This is a genomic window from Massilia sp. DJPM01, assembly GCF_030348125.1.
GTDB classification, from domain to species: Bacteria; Pseudomonadota; Gammaproteobacteria; order Burkholderiales; family Burkholderiaceae_D; genus Telluria_A; species Telluria_A frigida.
This window is the reverse complement of record NZ_JAQOZV010000006.1, coordinates 61050-81603: the sequence shown is the minus strand read 5'-3', so window position 1 is coordinate 81603 and position 20554 is coordinate 61050. Positions and strand designations below refer to the sequence as shown.

Here is a 20554-nt window from a genome sequence, read left to right as displayed (position 1 = left end):
TTCATGTCCGGCTGGCCGGGTCCGGTTGACTTCCGCGTGACACGTGACATACTCTAAAATGACAGGTGTCGTTGGGAAGGGAGGCAAGAATGAAGGCTGCATCAGCGCGAGACATGCCGGCGCGCATCGTCGCAGAATCATCCATCGCTACCGGCGAGTTGGCGAAGTTCCCACAGGCCGTCATGTTTCTGGGCGGCGAAGGGGCGATGAAGCGCAAAATTGAAACCAAGCTCGACGTTCATGTACTCATCATGGAGGGCTTTCCCAACGCGGTCATGAGCTTTCTGATCGAGAGTATTCCTGAGTTAAAGAATCCCGATTTTCTTCAAAAAACCGTCGGCATGAGCAAAAGAACGTCGCAGCGGAAGCACGTGGCGGACAAGCTCCTCACCAGCGAGCAAAGCAGTAGAGCGTGGAATTTTGCCGAGGTGATGACGCAGGCGACCGCAGTGTTTGGATCGAAGGAAGAGGGCGTCCGGTGGCTCGGCAAACCCGCGCTGGCGCTTGAAGGACGGCGACCGGTCGATTTGTTGCCGACGAGTGCAGGTTGCGATCTGGTAAAGGATCTGCTGACCAGGCTGGAATACGGCGTTTACGCGTGACGCCTTTACCGGACATCTCGGGTCATGCAAGCCTGGTTGCCTGGCGCCTGGATCAAGCCGTGCACGCGGCTGCATGGGACAGTGGGGAAGGCGCCTTCCGCGTCGGCGGCCGCTGGAATGTCAAGGGTTCCAAATACGTCGTTTACTGCTCTGTCGACCCTGCCACAGCCATACTCGAGGTGGCAGTTCACAAAGGATTTCACACCTTGGACACGGTAGCGCACGTACTGACATCGTTGCGGATCGATCCGGCCGCCGGGCCCCGCATACATGTTGTCAATCCATCGGATCTGCCGAACGCAAACTGGCTCACCCCTGGCGTGCCGAGTATCGGTCAGCAGCAGTTTGGTGACGCTTTGCTTGATAAGCATGAGTTTGTACTCCTGCCGAGTGTCGTTTCAAAACATAGCTGGAACCTCATCTTCGACAGCAAACGTTGCGGCAAGATGGTCGCCAAGGTGTTCCAGGAGGCGTTTGCACTTGACACCCGCTTGCATCCACCCGCTACCTGACCCTGTTCCTCGTAGCTGGCCGCAGCCAGGACCGAGGCCGGTTGAAACGCGAAAAATGTTCTCCGGTATAATGCGAACGGTCGTTCTTTTTTATTGCCGAGTGTCCCATGAAACCATCCCGTTCCGAATTCCTGACCGTGCGCGGCTTGCGCACCCACGTGCGCCACTGGGGCAGGGAGGGCGCGCCCAAGCTGTTCATGGTGCATGGCTGGATGGATGTGTCGGCCTCGTTCCAGTTCGTGGTCGATTGCCTGAAGAACGACTGGCACGTCATTTCACCCGATTGGCGCGGCTTCGGGCTGAGCGAGCGCAGCCACTCGGACACCTACTGGTTCCCCGATTATGTGGCCGATCTCGATGCCATTGTCGACCATTACGCGCCGGGCGAGGCGATCAACCTGCTTGGCCACAGCATGGGCGGCAATGTGGTCGGTATTTACGCCGGCGCCAGGCCGGCCCGGGTGCGCCGCCTGATCAACCTGGAAGGCTTCGGCATGCCCGCGTCGAATCCGGACAAGGCGCCGCGGCGCTACGCCAACTGGCTCGACGAGATGCGCGAGCCGCCCTCGCTGCGCACCTATCCGAGCCAGGCGGCGGTGGTGGCGCGGCTGCAAAAGACCAATCCGCGCCTGTCGGACGCACGCGCACAGTTTTTGGCGCAGCACTGGTCGGCGCAGAACGCGGCCGGCGCATGGGAAATCCTGGGCGACCCGAATCACAAGAAGCCCACGCCGCTCGGCTACCAGGTGGAAGAAGTGATGGCTTGCTGGTCGGCCATCAGCGCGCCGGTGCTGTGGGTCGAGGCCGAAGACACGAATATGTGGCAATGGATGGGGCCGCGCGAAGAAGCGCGCATCGAGGTCGACCGCCGCCTGGGCCATTTGAAAACAGTGAGCACGCGCATGATGGCCGATGCCGGGCATATGCTGCATCACGACCAGCCCGAGGCGCTGGCGGCGATGGTGGAAGCGTTCCTGGTTTAGCACGCTCCGCGTCCATCGCCCAGTCAGCGTACAATAAAGCCTGTCCCAACTGTTGCCGATCCGAGCCTTGCCTGCGTATGCTGAATGTAGATCTCCATTGTCACTCGACCGTGTCCGACGGCGTCCTGGCGCCTGCCGCCGTCGCCAAGTACGCGCACAAGGCGGGGGTGAACGCGTGGGCCCTGACCGACCACGATGAAGTCGGCGGCGTGGCGGCGGCGCGCGCGGCGGCCGCCGAGCTGGGCATGCACTTCGTTTCCGGCGTCGAAATCTCGATCACCTGGGCCAACCACACCGTGCACATCGTCGGCCTGCAGATCGATGCCGACAACCCGGGCCTGGTGCAGGGCCTGGCCGCCACCCGCAGCGGGCGCGATGCGCGCGGGCGCGAAATGGCCGACCAGCTGGCGCGCGCCGGCATCCCCGGCGCCTACGAGGGGGCGCTCAAGTTCGTCGACAATCCCGACCTGATGTCGCGCACCCATTTCGCGCGCTATCTGGTCGAGTCCGGCGTGTGCGCGAATATCCCGGAAGTGTTCCGTAAATACCTGGTCGAAGGCAAACCCGGCTACGTGCCGCACCGCTGGGCCAGCCTGACGCAGGCGGTCGGCTGGATTCGCGGCGCCGGCGGCATTCCGGTGATCGCCCATCCGGGCCGCTACAAGCTGGGCATGGTGGGGCAGGGCGCCTTGTTCGATGAATTCAAGCAACTGGGCGGCACGGCGATCGAGGTGGTCACCGGCAGCCACACACCCGACCAATATCACCTGTACGCCGAGGAAGCGCGGCGTTATGGCTTCCTGGCCTCGCGCGGCACCGATTTTCACGCGCCGGGCGAGTCGCGCGTCGATTTCGCGGCCTTGCCGCCGCTGCCGTCCAGCGTCAAGCCGGTCTGGCACGACTGGTTCTAAGGCATGCAAGGCTGGCCGGATTGCTTACGGCACGCTTAACACGCGCCGTTCCCGCCGTGGCGGGAGCGCTGCGGCTCTTGTATTTGTCCGCGCCAGCCCTATCTTGTTTTCCTGTTCATTAATGTCGACGCCGGGAGGCTTGTCATGAAGCGCATTTTGCTGTTCCTTGCCACTAACCTTGCCGTGATCCTGGTCCTGACCGTGGTGCTGAACGTGTTCGGCATCGCGCGCGGCGTCGGCGCGTCCGGCATCCAGATCGGCCAGCTGCTGGTGTTTTCCGCCGTGGTCGGCTTCACCGGGGCGATTATCTCCTTGCTGATGAGCAAACTGATGGCCAAATGGTCGACCGGCGCGCACGTCATCGACAACCCGGCCACCCCCAACGAGGTGTGGCTGGTCAATACCGTGCGCAAGCTGGCCGAACGGGCCGGTATCGGCATGCCCGAGGTCGCCGTGTACGAGGGCGCGCCGAATGCCTTCGCCACCGGCGCCTTCAAGAATTCCGCCCTGGTCGCCGTTTCCACCGGCTTGCTGGAAAGCATGGACCGCGACGAGATCGAAGCCGTGCTCGGCCACGAAGTGGCCCACGTCGCCAATGGCGACATGGTCACGCTGACCCTGATCCAGGGCGTGGTCAATACCTTCGTGGTGTTCCTGGCGCGCGTGGTCGGGTTTTTCGTCGACAAGGTCGTGCTGCGCGGTAACAGCGAACGGGGCCCCGGCATCGGCTACATGGCCACCGTGTTCGTGTGCGAACTGGTGTTCGGCCTGGTCGCGTCGATGATCGTCGCCTGGTTTTCGCGGCACCGTGAATTCCGCGCCGACGCCGGCTCGGCCAGGCTGCTGGGCAGCCCGCGCCCCATGCAGCAAGCGCTGGCGCGCCTGGGCGGCCTGGCGCCCGGCGCCTTGCCCTCGCAAATGTCGGCGTTCGGCATTGCCGGCCACGGTTCCGGCTGGGGCGCCCTGTTCGCCACCCACCCGCCGATGGAAGAACGTATCGCCGCCCTCAACAACCTGCCCCCCGCATGAGCCAATTTTTCCAGATCCATCCCGACAATCCGCAGGCGCGCCTGATCAAGCAAGCCGCCCAGATCATCCACGCCGGCGGCATTGTCGCGCTGCCGACCGATTCGTGCTACGCCCTGGTATGCCATCTGGACGACAAGGCGGCGGTGGAAAAGCTGCGCCGCATCCGTGGCATCGATGAAAAGCACCACCTGACCCTGCTGTGCCGCGACCTGTCCGAAATCGCCGTCTACGCGCGCGTCGACAACCGCCAGTTCCGCCTGCTCAAGGCGGCCACCCCGGGCCCGTACACGGTGATCCTGGAAGCGACCCGGGTCGTGCCGCGCCGCCTGTCGCACCCGTCGCGCAAGACCATCGGCCTGCGCGTGCCCGAAAACGCCATCGCCCAGGCCCTGCTGGCCGAACTGGGCCAGCCGCTGCTGGGCACCACCCTGATCCTGCCCGAGCTGGACGGCGAAAGCGGCGATCCGCTGACCGACGCCGACAGCATCCGCGAGCGGATCGACAAGCAGGTCGACCTGATCGTCGACGGCGGCGCCTGCTCGCTCGAACCGACCACCGTGATCGACCTGACCGGCGACGACGTGGTGCTGGTGCGCCAGGGCCGCGGCGACGCCGCCGTGTTTGGCCTCTGAAGCGCGGCCGCGCGGCAGTTCCGGGGCGCTGCCCCCGCTCTGCTAGAATCGTGCGATGAATAGCACTCACCAGACCATCCAGGCACTGTTCGTGTTCGCGATTCCGGTCCTGTTCGCCATTTCGCTGCACGAAGTGGCGCATGGCTACGTGGCCCGCTATTTCGGCGATCCGACCGCTGCCAGCGAAGGCCGCCTGAGCATCAATCCGCTGCGCCACATCGACCCCTTCGGCACCGTGCTGTTGCCGCTGGTGCTGTACTGGCTGATCCAGCTGCCTTTCGGCTACGCCAGGCCGGTCCCGGTCGAGTACGACCGCCTGCGCAATCCCAAGAAACACATGGCCTTCGTGGCGCTGGCCGGCCCGGCCGCCAACTTCGCCATGGGCGTGGCCTGGAGCATCATCGGCATCGTGCTGGCGGCGGCCGGCATCGGCGAGCGCTTCCTGTTCGACATGGTGCGCGCCGGCGTCAGCGTCAACGCGGTCATGATGGTATTCAACCTGCTGCCGATTCCGCCGCTCGACGGCAGCCACGTGCTGGCCAGCGTGCTGCCCGCGCGCGTGCTGCGCCTGCTGCCGACCGTGCCGCCGGACGGTGGACGTTCCCTGGCCACTTTGTTTCCAATCGGCATGCTGGCAGCCTTGCCCAAGCGCCTGCTGCGCCTCGTCAACGATGTGGCCGTGATCGACGTGCTGATTTTCGCCGCCTTCATCCTGCTGATGCGCCTGCACGTGCTCGACAGCTTCCTGTTCAAGGCGATGACGGTCGCGATCGCCGCCTTTTCCCGGGTCGCCTCGCCCTTTTCCTTTCTCCTGAGTTAATCCATGTACCCAGAACGTGTTGTTTCCGGTATGCGCCCGACAGGCACCATGCACCTTGGCCATTACCACGGCGCCCTCAAAAACTGGATCACGATGCAGGCGCAACAGCCCTGCCTGTTTTTCGTGGCCGACTGGCACGCCCTGACCACCCATTACGACGACCCCACGATCATCGAGCGCAGCACCTGGGACATGCTGGTGGACTGGCTGGCGGCCGGGGTCGACCCCTCGCAGGCGACCCTGTTCATCCAGTCGCGCGTGCCCGAGCATGCCGAACTGCACCTGCTGCTGTCGATGGCCACGCCGCTCGGCTGGCTGGAACGGGTGCCGACCTACAAGGACCAGATCGAGAACCTCAGTAACAAGGACCTGGCCACCTACGGTTTCCTGGGCTATCCGCTGCTGCAGGCGGCCGACGTGCTGATCTACCGCGCGAGCCAGGTGCCGGTGGGCGACGACCAGGTGCCGCACATCGAAATGATGCGCGAGATCGCGCGCCGCTTCAATCATATGTACGGCAAGGAAAAAGGCTTCGAGGAAAAGGCGATGGAAGCGGTCAAGAAGCTCGGCAGCAAACGCGCCCGGCTGTATCTGGAATTGCGCACCGCATACCAGCAGGAAGGCAAGGGCGATGCGCTTGAGCAAGCCCACGCCATGCTGGGCGATGCCCAGAGCCTGTCGATGATCGACCGCGAGCGCCTGTTCGGCTACCTCGAAGGCAGCCGCAAGCTGATCCTGGTCGAGCCGCAGGCCAGGCTGACGGTGGCCTCGCGCCTGCCCGGGCTGGACGGGCGCAAGATGTCCAAAAGTTATGGCAACGCCATTTCCCTGCGTGAAGACAAGGAGTCGGTGCTCAAGAAGGTGCGCACCATGCCGACCGACCCGGCGCGCGTGCGCCGCCTTGACGCGGGCGATCCGCGCAAATGCCCGGTGTGGCAATTGCACGAAGTCTATTCCGACCAAGCGACCCGCGACTGGGTGGTCAAGGGCTGCACCACGGCCGGCATTGGCTGCATCGAATGCAAGCAGCCGGTGATCGACGCCATTGTCAAGGAACAGGAACCGATGCACGAACGTGCCCAGCAATACCTGGATGACCCCTCGCTGGTGCGCGCCATCGTCGCCGATGGCTGCGAAACGGCGCGCAAGCTGGCGCAGGAAACCATGCGCGATGTGCGCGAAGCGATGGGTTTGGCTTACACTTGATAAAGGATGACTTGATGACCGACACACTGACTACCGATGCATCGGCCTGGATTGCCCGCTTCGCGCCGCTGGCGCCGCGCGGCGAAGCGCTCGACCTGGCCTGCGGCACCGGCCGCCACGCGCGCCTGCTGGCCGCGCTCGGCCATCCGGTGATCGCGCTCGACCGCGACCCGGAGGCCCTCGCCAGCGCGGCGGGCGCGGGCATCAGCACCCTGCAATTCGACCTCGAAGACGGCACCCTGGCCTGGCCGTTCGCCGAAGGGCGCTTCGCGCTCATCGTGGTGACCAATTACCTGCACCGGCCGCTGATTCCCGCGCTGGTGCGCAGCCTGGCCCCGGGCGGCTTGCTGATTTATGAAACGTTTGCGTGCGGAAATGAAGAGTTCGGCCGGCCGAGCAATCCCGCCTTCCTGCTGCACGAAGGCGAGCTGCTGCGCCAGGCGGCGGCCCACCAGCTGCGCGTGCTGGCCTTCGAAGATGGTTTTACCAGCCTGCCCAAGGCCGCCATGGTGCAGCGCCTCTGCGCCGCCGGGCCCGCTTTCGCGCGCACCGATGCCCGCCTGGACGGCGGCGCGGCGCCAACCGAAGCGCGATTCTAGTCAACAATGAACCATTCCGGCGGACGATCCGCTACAATCAGGCTTTTACTTACCAGCATAGTTACCTACATATGATCAAGGGCAGCATAGTAGCAATCGTCACCCCGATGCATGCAGACGGCAGTCTGGACCATCCGGGCCTGCGCAAGTTGATCGACTGGCACATCGCCGAGGGCACCGATGGCATCGTCATCGTCGGCACCACGGGCGAATCGGCCACCGTCAGCGTCGAGGAACACTGCGAACTGGTCAAGCTGGCCGTCGAGCACACCCGTGGCCGGATTCCGATCATTGCCGGCACCGGTGGCAATTCGACCGCCGAAGCGATCAAGCTGACCGAATTTGCCAAGGAAGTCGGGGCCGATGCCGCGCTGGTGGTGGTGCCTTACTACAACCGTCCTACCCAGGAAGGCATGTACCGCCACTTCAAGGCCATCGCCGAAGCGGTCGACCTGCCGATCATTTTGTACAACGTGCCGGGCCGGACCGTGGCCGACATGAGCAACGAGACCGTCGTGCGCCTGTCCGCCATCCCGAACATCGTCGGCCTCAAGGATGCGACCGGCAACATCGGGCGCGGCCTGGAATTGCTGCGCAATGTCGATAAATCGTTCGCCGTGTACTCGGGCGACGACCCGACCGCGATCGCGCTGATGCTGTGCGGTGGCGCCGGCAATATTTCGGTCACGGCCAACGTGGCGCCGCGCGCGATGCACGAGCTGTGCGCCGCCGCGATGGGTGGCGATATCGCCCGCGCCGTCGCGATCAATGACAAGGTCATGCCGCTGCACCAGAAACTGTTCATCGAGCCGAACCCGGTCCCGGTCAAATGGGCAATGGCGGAAATGGGCCTGATGCCTGCCGGCATACGCCTGCCCCTGGCGCCGCTGGGGCAAGACTGCCACGACGCCGTGCGCGGCGCCCTGCGCGAAGCCGGCGTCCTACCACAGCCCTGACCCGCAAGGGTCGGATCATCCCAGACACCAGCTGCCTTTCAGCTTCTCATCCAGTAACGACATGACTATTCGCAACACAATTATGATGGCCAAGGCCACGGCATTTCCTCCTGCAGCCACGCGCGGCCTGGTGCTTTCGGCGCTGATGGTCAGCCTGTCCGGTTGCGGCATGATCAGTTCCGTCATCGAACAGGACAAGCTCGATTACCGTGGCGCCAAAAAGGCCGCGTCGCTGGACGTGCCGCCCGACCTGACCCAGCTCGAACGCGACAACCGCTACAGCATCCCTGAAACGCGCGGCGTGGCCAGCGCCTCGACCTACCAGCAACCCAAAGGCACGACGGCGATGCCGGCGCCAGGCGGGCAGGCGGTGGCCGTGGCCGGTGGCGAAGGCATCAAGATCGAGCGCAGCGGCAACCAGCGCTGGCTGGTGGTGAACCAGACCCCGGAGCAGCTGTGGCCGCAGCTCAAGCAGTTCTGGGCCGATTCGGGCTTTACCATCATCAATGAGTCGGCCACCACCGGCACCATGGAGACCGACTGGGCCGAGAACCGCTCGAAGATCCCGCAAGACTTCGTGCGCCAGTCGATCGGCAAGGTGTTCGATTCGCTGTACTCGACGGGCGAGCGCGACAAGTTCCGCACGCGCCTGGAGCGCACCCCGAACGGCACCGAAATCTACATCAGCCACCGCGGCGCGGAAGAAGTGCTGGTCGGCGCGCAAAAAGATTCGACCACCTGGACCGTGCGTCCGAACGATCCGGGCCTGGAAGCGCAATTCCTGAGCCGCCTGGTGGCCAAGCTGTCGGGCATTGCCGACGTCAAGCCGGCCGAAGCGGCCGTGGCGGCGGCGGTGGTGGCACCCCAGCACGCCAAGCTGCTGGGCGATACCGTGGAAGTGGATGAAGGTTTCGACCGCGCCTGGCGCCGGGTCGGCCTGGCGCTGGACCGGGTCGGCTTCACGGTGGAAGACCGCGACCGCGTGCAGGGCGTGTACTTCGTGCGCTATGTCGATCCGGACCTGGCCGACAAGGATGGTTTCTTGAGCAAGCTGTTCAGCTTTGGCGCCTCCTCGGACAAGGCCAAGGAAGCGCAGCGTTTCCGCGTGACGGTCAAGTCTGAAGCGGGCGCGACGGTGAGCAAGGTGGCGGTGCAGAGCAACGACGGCAAGGCGGAAACCTCGCCGACCGGTGCCAAGATCTTGAAACTGCTGAGCGACGAATTGAAGTAAGTGTCGACGCAGCAATAAAAAAACCGGCCGAGGCCGGTTTTTTTACGTCGCCTGCGCAACAAGGTGCCCCCAGGCCGGTGGACGCTGACAGCCGCGTTGAGCAGAGCTGCCATGGACCCGCGCCTGCGCGGGGGAACGAGCTTGACGCGAATCTGCGGACGAAAAAAAACCGGCCCGCAGGCCGGCTTTTTCAAATCGCGCTGATTACTTGGCAGCCGATGCAGCAGCCGAAGCAGCAGCCGAAGCGGCAACCGAAGCGGCGTTAGCAGCGTCAGCAGCTACGGAAGCGGCCGAAGCAGCGGTAGCTGCAGCGTTAGCGGCATCGGTTGCTGCTGGAGCAACTGGAGCGTCAACTGGAGCTGCTGGAGCAACCACTGCTGGGGTTTCCACAACTGGGGTTGGGGTAACGACTGCTTCTGGTTCTTTTTTGGTGCAAGCAGCCAGGGCAACGGCCAACAGGGAGACGATCAGCAAAGATTTTTTCATGGGTTTTCCTTAATTATTTCACTAAATTATGACGACGTATGTTGCGATGAATAATTACCGGTAATTATCGCTCGTTAGGGAATTCTCGTTAGCTTTCGTACCTGTAATGGTGCTTGACAGACAACGGAAACTTCCTAACCCGATATTATAGCTAAATTTGGTGCTCCGCAATAGCGGGAAGATGCTTTTATGGAAGCTTTTTGCGAACTGGCAACATTCACCTTGTGATAAAACGCTTCTTTATGCTCATTTCATCGGCCATTTTGCGCCAACTCCGATTTATATTCTGATTGGCAGGTTTCGGGCCTTACAAACCCTTACAAACCAGTCGTGGTCGGATGTAACGTTGAAACAGCCTCAATCCAGATTCCCGCGAATCTTTCCTGGCTTAAATCGGTGGCTTGCGGCATGTCGAAGGCCGCTTCCCCGCGCATGTGGTCGCTGTGAAAGCGGCGCACGATGTGCGCGCCGTCGGCGATGCAGAAGGAATCGGTCAAGTGATGCAGCGTGCGCGGGGTGGCGCGCGCCTCGATCTTGTGGTTGAACTCGCGCAGCAGGCGAAGGAAGCGCGGATAGTGGCGTTCGATATAGGCGCTGTGATGCATGGCGATCTGGATGGCGCCACCGCCGGCCAGGAATTGCCGCAGTGCGGCATCGGTCTCGATGCTACCGAGCGGAAAGACCGAAAAATCCGGATCGAACAATTGCAGCGTGGACCGCGCCCGCCCCAGGCAGTCGCGCAGCTGCGCCTCGAATTCGGCGTGCGAGTTGAATGGCAGGGCGGTGGCGTCGGTCATGGCAATTCCTTTTTAGGCGAGTTCAATCCATCCATCCTGGTACCAGGTGTACAGCGCTTCCATCACATCGTCCGAGGCGCCGGCCAGCGCGGCGCCGGCCAGGGCGCGCTCGTTGGCCAGCACGTCGAGCACGGCCTTGTCGGCGCGGCCCACGGCAAACGATTCGCCGTTGATGAACACGTGCTTGCCACGATACAGCATCTGCGACTTGAGCGAGAGCACCACGCCGCGCTTGGCGGCGGCTTCGGCGAAGCGGCCCATGGTCAAGGGCTTGGCCGGGCCGGTGAAGAACACATTATGCTTCGGTTCGGACATGTGCTCGCCGACGAAAATCGTCACGTCTTCCTCGGTGAAGCGCACCTTGTTCATTTCCTCGGTAATCGCCGCGAGCATATTGCGCGGGATTTCGGCCGGGTGTTTCGCCACTTCCAGGTCCGGATCGGCATAGCGGCCCGGCAGGTCGATCGAGTCGGCCATGAATTGCAGGAACGCTTCGCCCAGTTCCTGGTAGGGCGGCGAACGGAAGCCGATCGAATACGTCATGCACTCGCCCTCGGCCACGCCATCGTGCGCGTAATGGGGCGGCAGGTACAGCATGTCGCCCGCTTCGAGCAGGAATTCTTCCTGCGGCTTGAAGTTCTTGAGGATCTTGAGCGGCTTGCCTTCGACCAGCGACAAGTCCTTTTGCGCGCCGATGCGCCAGCGCCGCTTGCCGTGCGCCTGCAGCAAGAACACATCGTAGGAATCGAAGTGCGGACCGACCCCGCCGCCGTCGGTGGCGTAGCTGATCATCAAGTCGTCCAGGCGCGCGTCGGGAATGAAGCGGAACTGGCGCAGCAGCGCGTCGGCGCCCTTGTCGGCCAGGTTGGCGCCCTGCACCAGCATGGTCCATGCGCGCTGCGTGCGCGGTGGCAGTTCGGTCAGCGGACCGTGCTGCATGCTCCAGTCGTCATCGACCTGGGTGATCAGGCGCGATTCGACGTGGTTCAGCTTGGCGAGCGCGGCCAGGGCCTCGAACTTGAGCAGCGGCTTGAAGCCGGGGATTGCCTGGCGGATCAAGAGCGGTTTCTTGTGCCAGTAATCGCGTAAAAACTGGGCGGGCGTGATATCGCCCAAGAGCGTTAATTTTTTCATGCGACATTATAACCAAGTCCGAAACAGGGCAAGGCGGCGGGGAGGTATAATCCGCCAGTACACACTGAAAGGAAGCACTATGAAGATTGCCAAAAACACGGTCGTAACGGTCAAATACAAATTGTCCGACGCGCAGAACAATCTGATCGAAGACGGCAGCAAGCCGATGGTCTATCTTCACGGCGGTTATGAGAATACCCTGCCGAAGATTGAAGAAGAACTCGATGGCAAGGAAACGGGCTATGCCTGCGTCCTGCAGATCGAACCCGATGATGCGTTCGGCGACTACGATTCGTCGCTGGTCAAGGTCGAAGCGCGCGAGCGCCTGCCCGAGCCGCTCGAAGTAGGCATGCAGTTTGAAGGCATGCCCGACGGCCAGGATGGCACTGAAGAAGCCATGATCTTCACCGTCACCGACATCGCCGACGACAAGGTTGTCCTCGACGGCAATCACCCGCTGGCCGGGATGGCCCTGCGTTTCGAACTGGAAGTGACCGATGTGCGCGACGCACTCGATGTCGAGATCGCGCACGGCCACGTGCATGGCGCGCATGGCCACGACCATGATGATGACGAGGAAGATGACGGCGAAGAGGGCGACCACTTCCGCAGCCACCCCGTGCATTAAACCCCCGCATGCGGGGCGGCCTGCGGGTCGTCCGGCATCCGCGCGCTGCCAAGGCCGATGGCCGGCAGCGCGTCCGCTTTACGGTTTCTGAAGCAGGAACATCTTCTCGCTGCCTGGCGCCACGCGCATGCGCAGCACGTTCGAGCCCACGCTCACATGTCCCAGGTTGGCGCGCCAGGCAATCGCCGGTGCCGGTCCCTGTGGCGGCGCGGTATCGATCAGCAGTACCTTCCCCGCGAACTTTTGCGCCATCGTCACGACCTGGTGGCGCGCCGCCGCATAGCCATCCTGGCGGCTGTCGCCCTGTCCCAGCATGGAGAGCAGCCCCGGCTTGTCGCTGTGCGCCTTCATGTCCCCTTCGGTAAACAACACCACCGCGTCGAGCTTGTTGCGGTTGGCGATGCCGAACAGGCGCTTGAGCCAGAAGCGGTTGGCCACCGCGCGGTCCTCGAACTCGCTGTTGCGGCCCGCCTCGGGGCGGTAGTGATTATTGTCCGACGGTAGATTCATGGTTGCATACAGCACGTTGCCCATCACCCACTGCGCGTTTTCGGCATAACTGCGAAATTGCGAGCTGGCCGACAGGCGCAGCAAGGGCAGCTTGCGCTTGCCGAGCGAATCGGCGTCGGGATAAAACAGCTCACGCATGCGGTTCAGGCGGTCCAGTGCCAGCTGGCCGCCGGCGCCATTGGTGCAGCCGCTCCAGTCGCTGGCGGCGGGCGCCACGATCATCGGCCGGCGCGCCTGCGCGAACAGGTCGCGCCGCTGCGTGTACAACGCGTCGCTGCACGGCTCGCGCTCACCCTTGATGCCGGTGGCGACCACGAAGGCGACTGCGCCATCGTCGCTGGCGGCGATGGCTTGTTCGAGCTGGGCGTCGCCGCCGCCATCGGTGAAGCGGTGGCCGATGATGGCGAACTGGTAGGGCGCCGGCCCCTTCATGGCCGCCGCGCGCGCTTGCGCGGCGCCGGCATCGGCTTGCAGCGCCAGCAGGGCGGCGCACAGGAACGCGGCAAGTGGCGTGGCGCGCATCATGGTGCGGCCAGGCGCTTGAGCCGGTACAGCTGCTCAAGCGCTTCGCGCGGGGTCAGGGCGTCCGGATCGATGGCGGCCAGCGCGTCGTGCAGCGCGTCGCCTAGCGCGTCGCCTAGCGCGTCGCCTGGCGCATCGTGCGCGCTGGCCGCTGGCGCATCGTCCGCTTCCACGCACGGCAGCGCGAACAGGTCCAGCTGCGGCGTGGTGTCGAGCGCCTGCGATTCGAGTCGGGCCAGGTGCTTGCGCGCGGCCTTGATCACCGCCTGCGGCACGCCGGCCAGCTGCGCCACCTGCAAGCCGTAGCTTTGCGACGCCGGCCCGGCCTGCACCGCGTGCAGGAACACGATGCTGTCCTTGTGCTCGACCGCCGACAGGTGCACGTTGGCCGCGCTCGGGTGGCTTTCGGGCAGCTGGGTCAGTTCGAAATAGTGGGTGGCGAACAGGGTGAAGCTGCGGCTCGCATCGATCAGGTGGCGCGCGATGGCCCAGGCCAGCGCCAGGCCGTCGAAGGTCGAGGTGCCGCGCCCCACTTCATCCATCAGCACCAGCGACTGCGCGGTGGCGCCGTTGAGGATCGCGGCCGATTCGGTCATCTCCACCATGAAGGTCGAGCGCCCGCCGGCCAGGTCGTCGGTGGCGCCGATGCGGGTGAAGATGCGGTCGATCGGGCCGATGGTCGCGCTGGTGGCCGGCACGTAGCTGCCGATGTAGGCCAGCAGGGTAATCAAGGCCACCTGGCGCATGAAGGTCGATTTACCGCCCATGTTCGGGCCGGTGATCAGGAGCAGGCGGCGTTCGTCGTCGAACTTGCAGTCGTTGGCGATGAAGCGCTCGATCTGCTTTTCCACCACCGGATGGCGGCCTTCGCAGATCACCAGGCATGGCTCGCTCACCAGTTGCGGCGAACACCAGTTGTGCTGCAGCGCGTGGGTGGTCAGTGCGGTCAGGGTGTCGAGCTGCGCCAGGCCTTGCGAGATGGTTTGCAGGGTGCCGATGTGCGGCGCCAGGTCGGCCAGCAGCTGGTCGTACAGGAGTTTTTCGCGCACCAGCGCCTTGTCCTGCGCCGACAGGGCCTTGTCCTCGAAGACCTTGAGTTCCGGCGTGATGTAGCGCTCGGCGTTCTTCAGGGTCTGGCGGCGGCGGTAGTCGTCCGGCACCTTGTCGGTCTGGCCGTGCGTGACCTCGATGTAAAAGCCGTGCACCTTGTTGTACTCGACGCGCAGGTTGGCGATGCCGGTGCGGGCACGCTCGCGCGTTTCCAGGTCGACCAGGAACTGGCCGGCGTTCTCGGACAGGCCGCGCAGTTCGTCGAGTTCCGCATCGAAGCCGCGTGCGAAGACGCCGCCGTCGCGCACCATGGCCGCCGGTTCCGGGGCCACCGCGCGCTCGAGCAGGTCGAGGCAGATGGCGGGCGTGGCCAGCGCATCGTGGATGGTGGCCAGCAGGCTTGCTTCGCCGGCGCTGAAGGCTGGCTGCACCAAGCGGCGCAGGGCCGGCAACTGGCGCAGGCCGTCGCGCAGGCTGGCCAGGTCGCGCGGGCGCGCCGACAGCAGCGCGATGCGGGTGGTGATGCGTTCGATGTCGGGCACCTCGGCCAGGGTGGACGAGAGCGCGCCGGCGGCGTTGCTTTGCGCCAGCGCCGCGATGGCCGCATGGCGCGCGCGCGCCACGTTCTGGTCGCGCCGCGCATGGTGCAGCCAGTGGCGCAGCAGGCGCGAACCCATCGCCGTGCGGCAGTGGTCGAGCAAGGAAAACAGGGTTGGCGATTCCTGGCCGCGGATGGTTTCGGTCAGCTCCAGGTTGCGGCGGGTGGCGGCATCGAGGCCGATGAATTCATTCTCGGTTTCGGTCGACAGGCTGCGCACGTGCTGCAAGCCACGGCCCTGGGTCGACTGGGCGTAGCGCAGCAGCGCGCCGGCCGCGCCGAACGCGGCGCCCAGGCCATCGGCGCCGAACCCGGTGAGGGTGGCCACGCCCAACTGGTCGAGCAGGGCCTTGTGGCCGCCGACGACATCGAAATGCCAGTCCGGCACGCGCTGGGTGTGGACAGTGCCGTCATCCGCGAACAGCTCGGCGCCGCTACCGTCGCCGCGCAGGATTTCGGCCGGGGCGATGCGTTCGAGTTCCTGTTGCAGGCGCACGCCGACGGTGCGGCTGTCGCCCGAGAATTCCATCAGTTTCAAGCCGCCGCTGGCCAGCGACAGCCACGCCAGACCCGTGGTGACGACCTTGCGCTGGCTGATCATGCACACCGCCAGCAAGGGGCGTTCGGCTTTTTCGGGCAGCAGGTCGGCGTCGGTCAGGGTGCCGGGGGTGACCACGCGCATGACCTTGCGCTCGACCGGGCCCTTGCTGGTGGCCGGGTCGCCGATTTGTTCGCAGATGGCGCACGACTCGCCCAGCTTGACCAGCTTGGCCAGGTACGGGTCGAGCGAGTGGAACGGGATGCCGCACATCTTGATCGGGTTGCCGTTCGAGGCGCCACGGGCGGTCAGGGTGATGCCGAGGATGCGCGCGGCTTTTTCGGCATCGTCGTGGAACAGCTCGTAAAAGTCGCCCATACGGTAGAAAACCAGCATGGTCGGGTAGTCGGCTTTTATGCCGAGATATTGGGCCATCATTGGCGTGTGCTTTGCCGTCGGGCCATTTTTGACGGCGGCGGCGTTGATCTCTGAAGGGGTGGTGGTCATCGTTACTTTCAATCCGGTGCGGGCGCGGCGTTTTCTCGGCCGCGTCGTGAGGCCGCCATTTTACCGCCTCGGCGCGCGGGCGAGGCAAAGCGATCGCGCGTGCAGCGGATGAGTCTCCCGTCACCATGCCTCGTGGATTTTCCGGCGGTGGATTGATCGGGCTGTCGCCAGGAATCCCTACGACATTCGGAGTGGTATCGAAATTTAATACTTGCGGTTATGAAAACTCTGCAGGCGGAAAATAATAATCTAAATATAAGTTTGGGGTCTCGCACGGTGTTTACAATGCTACTTTGCAATTGTTAGTTGGTTTCTGAAACGGATTGATCGTCGTCAGTCGGCCTCCCGCGCCTACCCTCATCCACCTTCCAGACGAGTCGCAGAGGGCGTCGTCCGGCTTTTTCACAGCAGGTTTTTCGTTCACTATGAAACACACCGGTATCACCAAAGCGTCATTTTTCTGGGTTTTACAGGGCGTCTGTGCCCTTCACAGAAAACCTTACTCCCCTGAAATAGCTCAGCAACAATTAGCCGCGCCGTACTCGGTTGCTTCCCTTGCGACTGCCATGGAGTCATTCGGATTCAAGGCTGGTGTGGCCTCTGCCAAGCTGGCCAAGTTGTACAGGGAGTCGTTCCCGCTGCTTGTGTTTTTGCGCGATGGCGAGGAAACGGATGGCGCGGGGCCTGAGGCCACTTGCGCTGTCGCCCTCATCCTCCAGGCGGACCGTGGCAGCATCCTGATGGTCGAACCCGCCGATAGCGCACCCCGTACCGTTCCCCTGGACGAGTTTGGTGAGCGTTTTCTGGGGAAAGTCATGCGTGTGGCACCTGACAACGTGGATGCCAGCGACCCCGACAGCGAGGAACTGGCGCGCCAGTCGCGCCGTTTCGGCTTCAGCTGGTTTGTCCCGGAATTACTGAAGCATAAAAAATTGTGGCAGGAAGTGTTGCTTGCCTCGCTGGTGATCCAGCTGATCGCCCTCGCCACGCCGCTGTTCACGCAGGCGATCATCGACAAGGTCGTCGTGCACCACAGCCAGAGCACCTTGATCGTCATTGCCATCGGCATGGCCGTGTTCATGCTGTTTTCGGCGACGCTGTCGTGGATGCGCCAGTATCTGGTGCTGCATACCGGCAACCGGGTCGATGCCGCCCTGGGCGCCTCGGTATTCGGGCGCCTGTTCAAGCTGCCGCCAATGTATTTCCAGCACCGGCCCACCGGTGTCATCGCAGCGCGCCTGCATGGGGTTGAAACGATCCGCGAATTTATTTCCAGCGCTGCCGTGACATTGGTGCTGGACTTGCCTTTCCTGCTGATCTTTGTGGCGATCATGTTTTACTACAGCGTGACCCTGACCTTGGTGGTGCTGGCGATTCTGGCGGTCATTGTTCTGCTGAGTGTAATTGTGGCGCCGATTTTCCAGGAGCGTTTGCAGCAGCAATTCCTGCTGGGGGCGCGCAACCAGGCGTTCCTGACCGAGTACATCGGCGGGCTGGAAACGGTCAAGTCGCTGCAGATGGAACCGCAGCTTGACGCGCGTTACAGCAATTATCTCGGCAGCTATCTCGATGCCAGCCTGTCGACCAAGCAACTGGCGAATGGCTACAACACCTTGTCCAATCTGCTGGAGCAAGTGATGAGCCTTCTCATCCTCGGCGTTGGCGCGTATACCGTGATGAACAGCACCGATTTTACGATTGGCATGCTGATTGCGTTCCAGATGTTCTCAGGCCGCCTGTCGCAGCCGATGCTGCGCCTGGTTGGGCTGTGGCAGCAGTTTCAGCAAGCGAGCCTGTCGGTCGACCGCTTGGGCGACTTGATGAACGCGCCAGTGGAACCGTATTCCCTGGTTCCCGCGCGTGCCAATGCACGCGCCGGCAAGATCGAGATTGACACGGTCGCCTTCAAGTACGCCGAGCACTTGCCGCTGGTGTATCAAAACCTGTCGCTGACGGTGCAGCCAGGACAGACTATCGGCATCATGGGTGCCTCCGGATGCGGCAAGAGCACGCTGGCCAAGCTGCTGCAAGGGTTCTACCAGCCCAGCGCCGGCCGGATTCTGGTCGACGGCGTCGATATCCGCTATCTGTCGGCCAATGAACTGCGCAGCCATTTCGGGGTTGTGCCGCAGGAAACGGTGCTGTTTTCGGGAACCATCTTCGAGAACCTGCAAATGGCCAGCCCGGATGCCAGTTTCGAACAGGTGGCGGCAGCCTGCCAGATGGCGGAAATCCATAGCGCGATCGAAGCGCTGCCCAAGGGATACCAGACCGAGATTGGCGAGCGCGGGGCCGGCTTGTCCGGCGGGCAGAAGCAACGCATTGCGATTGCGCGTGCCTTGCTCAAGCGGCCGAGCATTCTTGTGTTCGACGAAGCAACCAGCGCGCTCGACCAGTCCACCGCCGAACAATTTGCGCACACCATCAACGCCCTGCGCGGCAAGGTCACGATGCTGTTCATTACCCACGGCTTGCCCAAGGGCTTGCAGCTGGACGCCGTCTACCGCCTTGGCCCGCAGGGAGCGCAGCGCGTCACGCTGGCGCCGGTTGCTGCCTCGCTCGGCAACCCTGAGCGCCCGCAAGCCGAATCGCCCGTTACCGCCGCATAAACAGAGATGAATACCATGAGCCCGAATCAAACATCCGCCGCCACGGCACCACCCCTGGCCGGCCCTTCCGGGGCAACGGTCATTCCGCTGCGCCCACCCAAGCGCTGGCACGATCCCCTGAGCCGCATCGAGCGGCAGGACCCAAGCACGGCCGGCCGCATGGTGCTGCGTGCGGTGTCGGTACTGGTGCTGGTACTGATCGTGTGGGCTGCCTTCGGCAAGCTTGACATCATCGCCAGCGCCGACGGCAAGCTGGCGCCGCAGACCCTTGTGAAGATCGTGCAGCCATCCGAGGCGGGCGTGGTCAAGGAACTGCTGGTGCATGAAGGCGATGCGGTCAAGGCCGGACAGGTGCTGGCGCGCCTGGATGCGACGCTCGCCAGTGCCGACAAGATGGGGGTCAGCATTGACCTTGGTATCCAGCAGATGCAGGTGCGCCGCATAGAGGCTGAACTGTCAGGCAAACCGATGCTGGCGCGCACAGCGGACGATGCGCTGCTGTTCGCGCAGGTGGAGCGGCAGTATCAGGCGCGCCGTGGCGCGTTCAACGATAGCCTGGAGCAGGAGAAGGCGTTGCTGCAAAAGATGGAGTTTGAAAAGAAAAGCGCTGGCGAAACGCTGGCCAAGCTGGAGCAGACCTTGCCGACGTATCAGGCGGCTGCCAGGAGTTTGGCTGAGCTGTCGCAGGAGGGCTATGTGCCGGTGCGCCAGAGTGCTGACAAGGAGCGCGAGGCCGTTGAAAAGGCCAGGGACCTCGATGCACAGCGTTCGACCGTGGCCGCGTTGAATTCGGCGATGGCGGCGCAGCGTCAGAAACTCAGCCAGTTGCACAGCACGTACAAAAGCGAGCTGGAGCGTGAGTTGGCGGAGATTCGCGCCAAGCTGGGCCAGTTGCAGCCGAGCCTGGACAAGAGCAGCTATCGCGAAGGACAGATGGTGCTGCGGGCGCCGCAGGATGGCGTGATCAAGGATCTGGCGACGACCACGACCGGCGCGGTGGTGCAGCCGGGCGCGGTGGTGCTGACCCTGGTGCCGAAAGATGAGCTGCTGTTTGCGGATGTGAATATCAAGAACGAGGACGTGGGCTTTGTCGCGGTGGGGCAGAGCGCGAAGGTCAAGCTGGCGGCTTATCCGTTTCAGCGGCATGGCATGTTGAGCGGGACTGTCATTCACATCAGCGCTGATGCCAGTGAACCGGCGCGGCCGGAAGCAGGCGGAGGCGGGAGTAATGGACAGGTGAGCGGCAGCGCAAATTACAAGGCGCGCGTTCGCCTCGATCAGCAAGCGCTGAATGATCCGCAAGGCAAGCGCCTGCATATCACGCCGGGGATGCAGGTGGTGGTCGAGATCAATCAGGGGCAACGGACCGTGTTGGAGTATCTATTGTCACCGGTGCAGAAGGCGGTTTCTGAAACGGCGCGCGAACGATGAGGGCTTGACAAGCAGATGCTTGTTTTTCCTCAGTCAGGAAGTTCCGTCCATGCGCTTTAGGAGCTCCGCTAGAAATTCACAAGCATTTCAATTTCAAATTATTTGTTATTTCTGGAGGGGGCATAATAGGCGTTTCTGCAATGAAATTCTTAAAAAAGGATTTGAATCGGTGAATCTTGTTTCATAACTAATTCGCCGTGAATAGGGTGGCACTTACTCGCCGTTTATGCAGTGGGGAGGTGCATCTTATCAAATATCGCGTA

General features: G+C 63.2%; 19 protein-coding genes. 14 read left to right on the top strand and 5 right to left on the bottom strand.

Going from position 1 to position 20554, the window contains the following annotated elements; genetic code table 11:
• Positions 1-89: 89 nt before the first annotated feature.
• The 11 genes from PO883_RS06210 to bamC all read left to right on the top strand — a co-directional run bounded on the left by PO883_RS06210 (position 90) and on the right by bamC (position 9481).
• A complete protein-coding gene (locus PO883_RS06210; RefSeq protein ID WP_289308961.1) occupies positions 90-602 on the top strand; it encodes an antitoxin Xre/MbcA/ParS toxin-binding domain-containing protein in 513 nt (170 codons plus the stop codon).
• Positions 599-1114 (top strand): RES domain-containing protein, encoded by a 516-nt coding sequence (locus tag PO883_RS06205; RefSeq protein ID WP_289308960.1) that lies wholly within the window; start codon positions 599-601, stop codon positions 1112-1114. Before PO883_RS06210 ends, PO883_RS06205 begins: the two co-directional genes overlap by 4 nt.
• Positions 1115-1221: 107 nt before the next feature.
• Complete coding sequence (locus PO883_RS06200) at positions 1222-2097, top strand: alpha/beta fold hydrolase (protein WP_289308959.1); 876 nt, start codon at positions 1222-1224, stop codon at positions 2095-2097.
• 77 nt (positions 2098-2174) lie between these two features.
• Entirely contained in the window at positions 2175-3008 is an 834-nt protein-coding gene (locus tag PO883_RS06195; protein WP_289308958.1) for a 3',5'-nucleoside bisphosphate phosphatase, read from the top strand.
• A 144-nt stretch (positions 3009-3152) separates the two neighbouring features.
• Complete coding sequence (htpX, locus tag PO883_RS06190) at positions 3153-4037, top strand: protease HtpX (protein WP_289308957.1); 885 nt, start codon at positions 3153-3155, stop codon at positions 4035-4037.
• Positions 4034-4669, top strand: coding sequence for an L-threonylcarbamoyladenylate synthase (locus PO883_RS06185; RefSeq protein WP_289308956.1), 636 nt, complete (start codon positions 4034-4036; stop codon positions 4667-4669). Before htpX ends, PO883_RS06185 begins: the two co-directional genes overlap by 4 nt.
• 55 nt (positions 4670-4724) lie before the next feature.
• Positions 4725-5489 carry a site-2 protease family protein gene (locus tag PO883_RS06180; protein WP_289308955.1) on the top strand — a complete coding sequence of 255 codons (765 nt, stop codon included), beginning with the start codon at positions 4725-4727 and terminating at the stop codon, positions 5487-5489.
• Positions 5490-5492: 3 nt separating this feature from the next.
• Positions 5493-6695, top strand: coding sequence for a tryptophan--tRNA ligase (locus PO883_RS06175; protein ID WP_289308954.1), 1203 nt, complete (start codon positions 5493-5495; stop codon positions 6693-6695).
• Positions 6696-6709: 14 nt separating this feature from the next.
• Positions 6710-7294, top strand: coding sequence for a bifunctional 2-polyprenyl-6-hydroxyphenol methylase/3-demethylubiquinol 3-O-methyltransferase UbiG (locus tag PO883_RS06170; RefSeq protein WP_167093408.1), 585 nt, complete (start codon positions 6710-6712; stop codon positions 7292-7294).
• A gap of 71 nt (positions 7295-7365) precedes the next feature.
• Positions 7366-8250 (top strand): 4-hydroxy-tetrahydrodipicolinate synthase, encoded by an 885-nt coding sequence (gene dapA / locus PO883_RS06165; protein WP_289308953.1) that lies wholly within the window; start codon positions 7366-7368, stop codon positions 8248-8250.
• A 61-nt stretch (positions 8251-8311) separates the two neighbouring features.
• Complete coding sequence (gene bamC / locus PO883_RS06160) at positions 8312-9481, top strand: outer membrane protein assembly factor BamC (RefSeq protein WP_373890039.1); 1170 nt, start codon at positions 8312-8314, stop codon at positions 9479-9481.
• 204 nt (positions 9482-9685) lie between these two features.
• Here the strand turns inward: bamC and PO883_RS06155 are convergent, their stop codons facing one another.
• From PO883_RS06155 to PO883_RS06145, 3 genes are all read right to left on the bottom strand, one after another.
• Positions 9686-9967 (bottom strand): hypothetical protein, encoded by a 282-nt coding sequence (locus PO883_RS06155; protein WP_167093404.1) that lies wholly within the window; start codon positions 9965-9967, stop codon positions 9686-9688.
• A 317-nt stretch (positions 9968-10284) separates the two neighbouring features.
• On the bottom strand, positions 10285-10764 hold the full coding sequence (locus PO883_RS06150; RefSeq protein ID WP_289308952.1) for a hypothetical protein: 480 nt from the start codon (positions 10762-10764) through the stop codon (positions 10285-10287).
• Positions 10765-10776: 12 nt separating this feature from the next.
• Positions 10777-11898, bottom strand: a complete 1122-nt coding sequence (locus PO883_RS06145) for a cupin domain-containing protein (RefSeq protein WP_289308951.1) — start codon at positions 11896-11898, stop codon at positions 10777-10779.
• A 79-nt stretch (positions 11899-11977) separates the two neighbouring features.
• Between PO883_RS06145 and PO883_RS06140 the strand changes: the two genes are divergently transcribed.
• Complete coding sequence (locus PO883_RS06140; RefSeq protein WP_289308950.1) at positions 11978-12526, top strand: peptidylprolyl isomerase; 549 nt, start codon at positions 11978-11980, stop codon at positions 12524-12526.
• A 78-nt stretch (positions 12527-12604) separates the two neighbouring features.
• On the opposite strand, the gene PO883_RS06135 is transcribed toward PO883_RS06140, so the two are convergent.
• The gene (locus PO883_RS06135) at positions 12605-13561 is read right to left on the bottom strand and encodes a hypothetical protein (RefSeq protein ID WP_289308949.1); all 957 of its coding nucleotides are present in this window, start codon (positions 13559-13561) and stop codon (positions 12605-12607) included.
• Positions 13558-16251, bottom strand: coding sequence for a DNA mismatch repair protein MutS (gene mutS / locus PO883_RS06130; RefSeq protein WP_289308948.1), 2694 nt, complete (start codon positions 16249-16251; stop codon positions 13558-13560). Before mutS ends, PO883_RS06135 begins: the two co-directional genes overlap by 4 nt.
• Before the next feature lie 566 nt (positions 16252-16817).
• Here mutS and PO883_RS06125 point away from each other — a divergent pair.
• Both PO883_RS06125 and PO883_RS06120 read left to right on the top strand, forming a co-directional pair.
• Entirely contained in the window at positions 16818-18860 is a 2043-nt protein-coding gene (locus PO883_RS06125; RefSeq protein ID WP_308605757.1) for a peptidase domain-containing ABC transporter, read from the top strand.
• Positions 18861-18866: 6 nt separating this feature from the next.
• Positions 18867-20291, top strand: coding sequence for an HlyD family type I secretion periplasmic adaptor subunit (locus tag PO883_RS06120; RefSeq protein ID WP_289308946.1), 1425 nt, complete (start codon positions 18867-18869; stop codon positions 20289-20291).
• Positions 20292-20554: the final 263 nt, after the last annotated feature.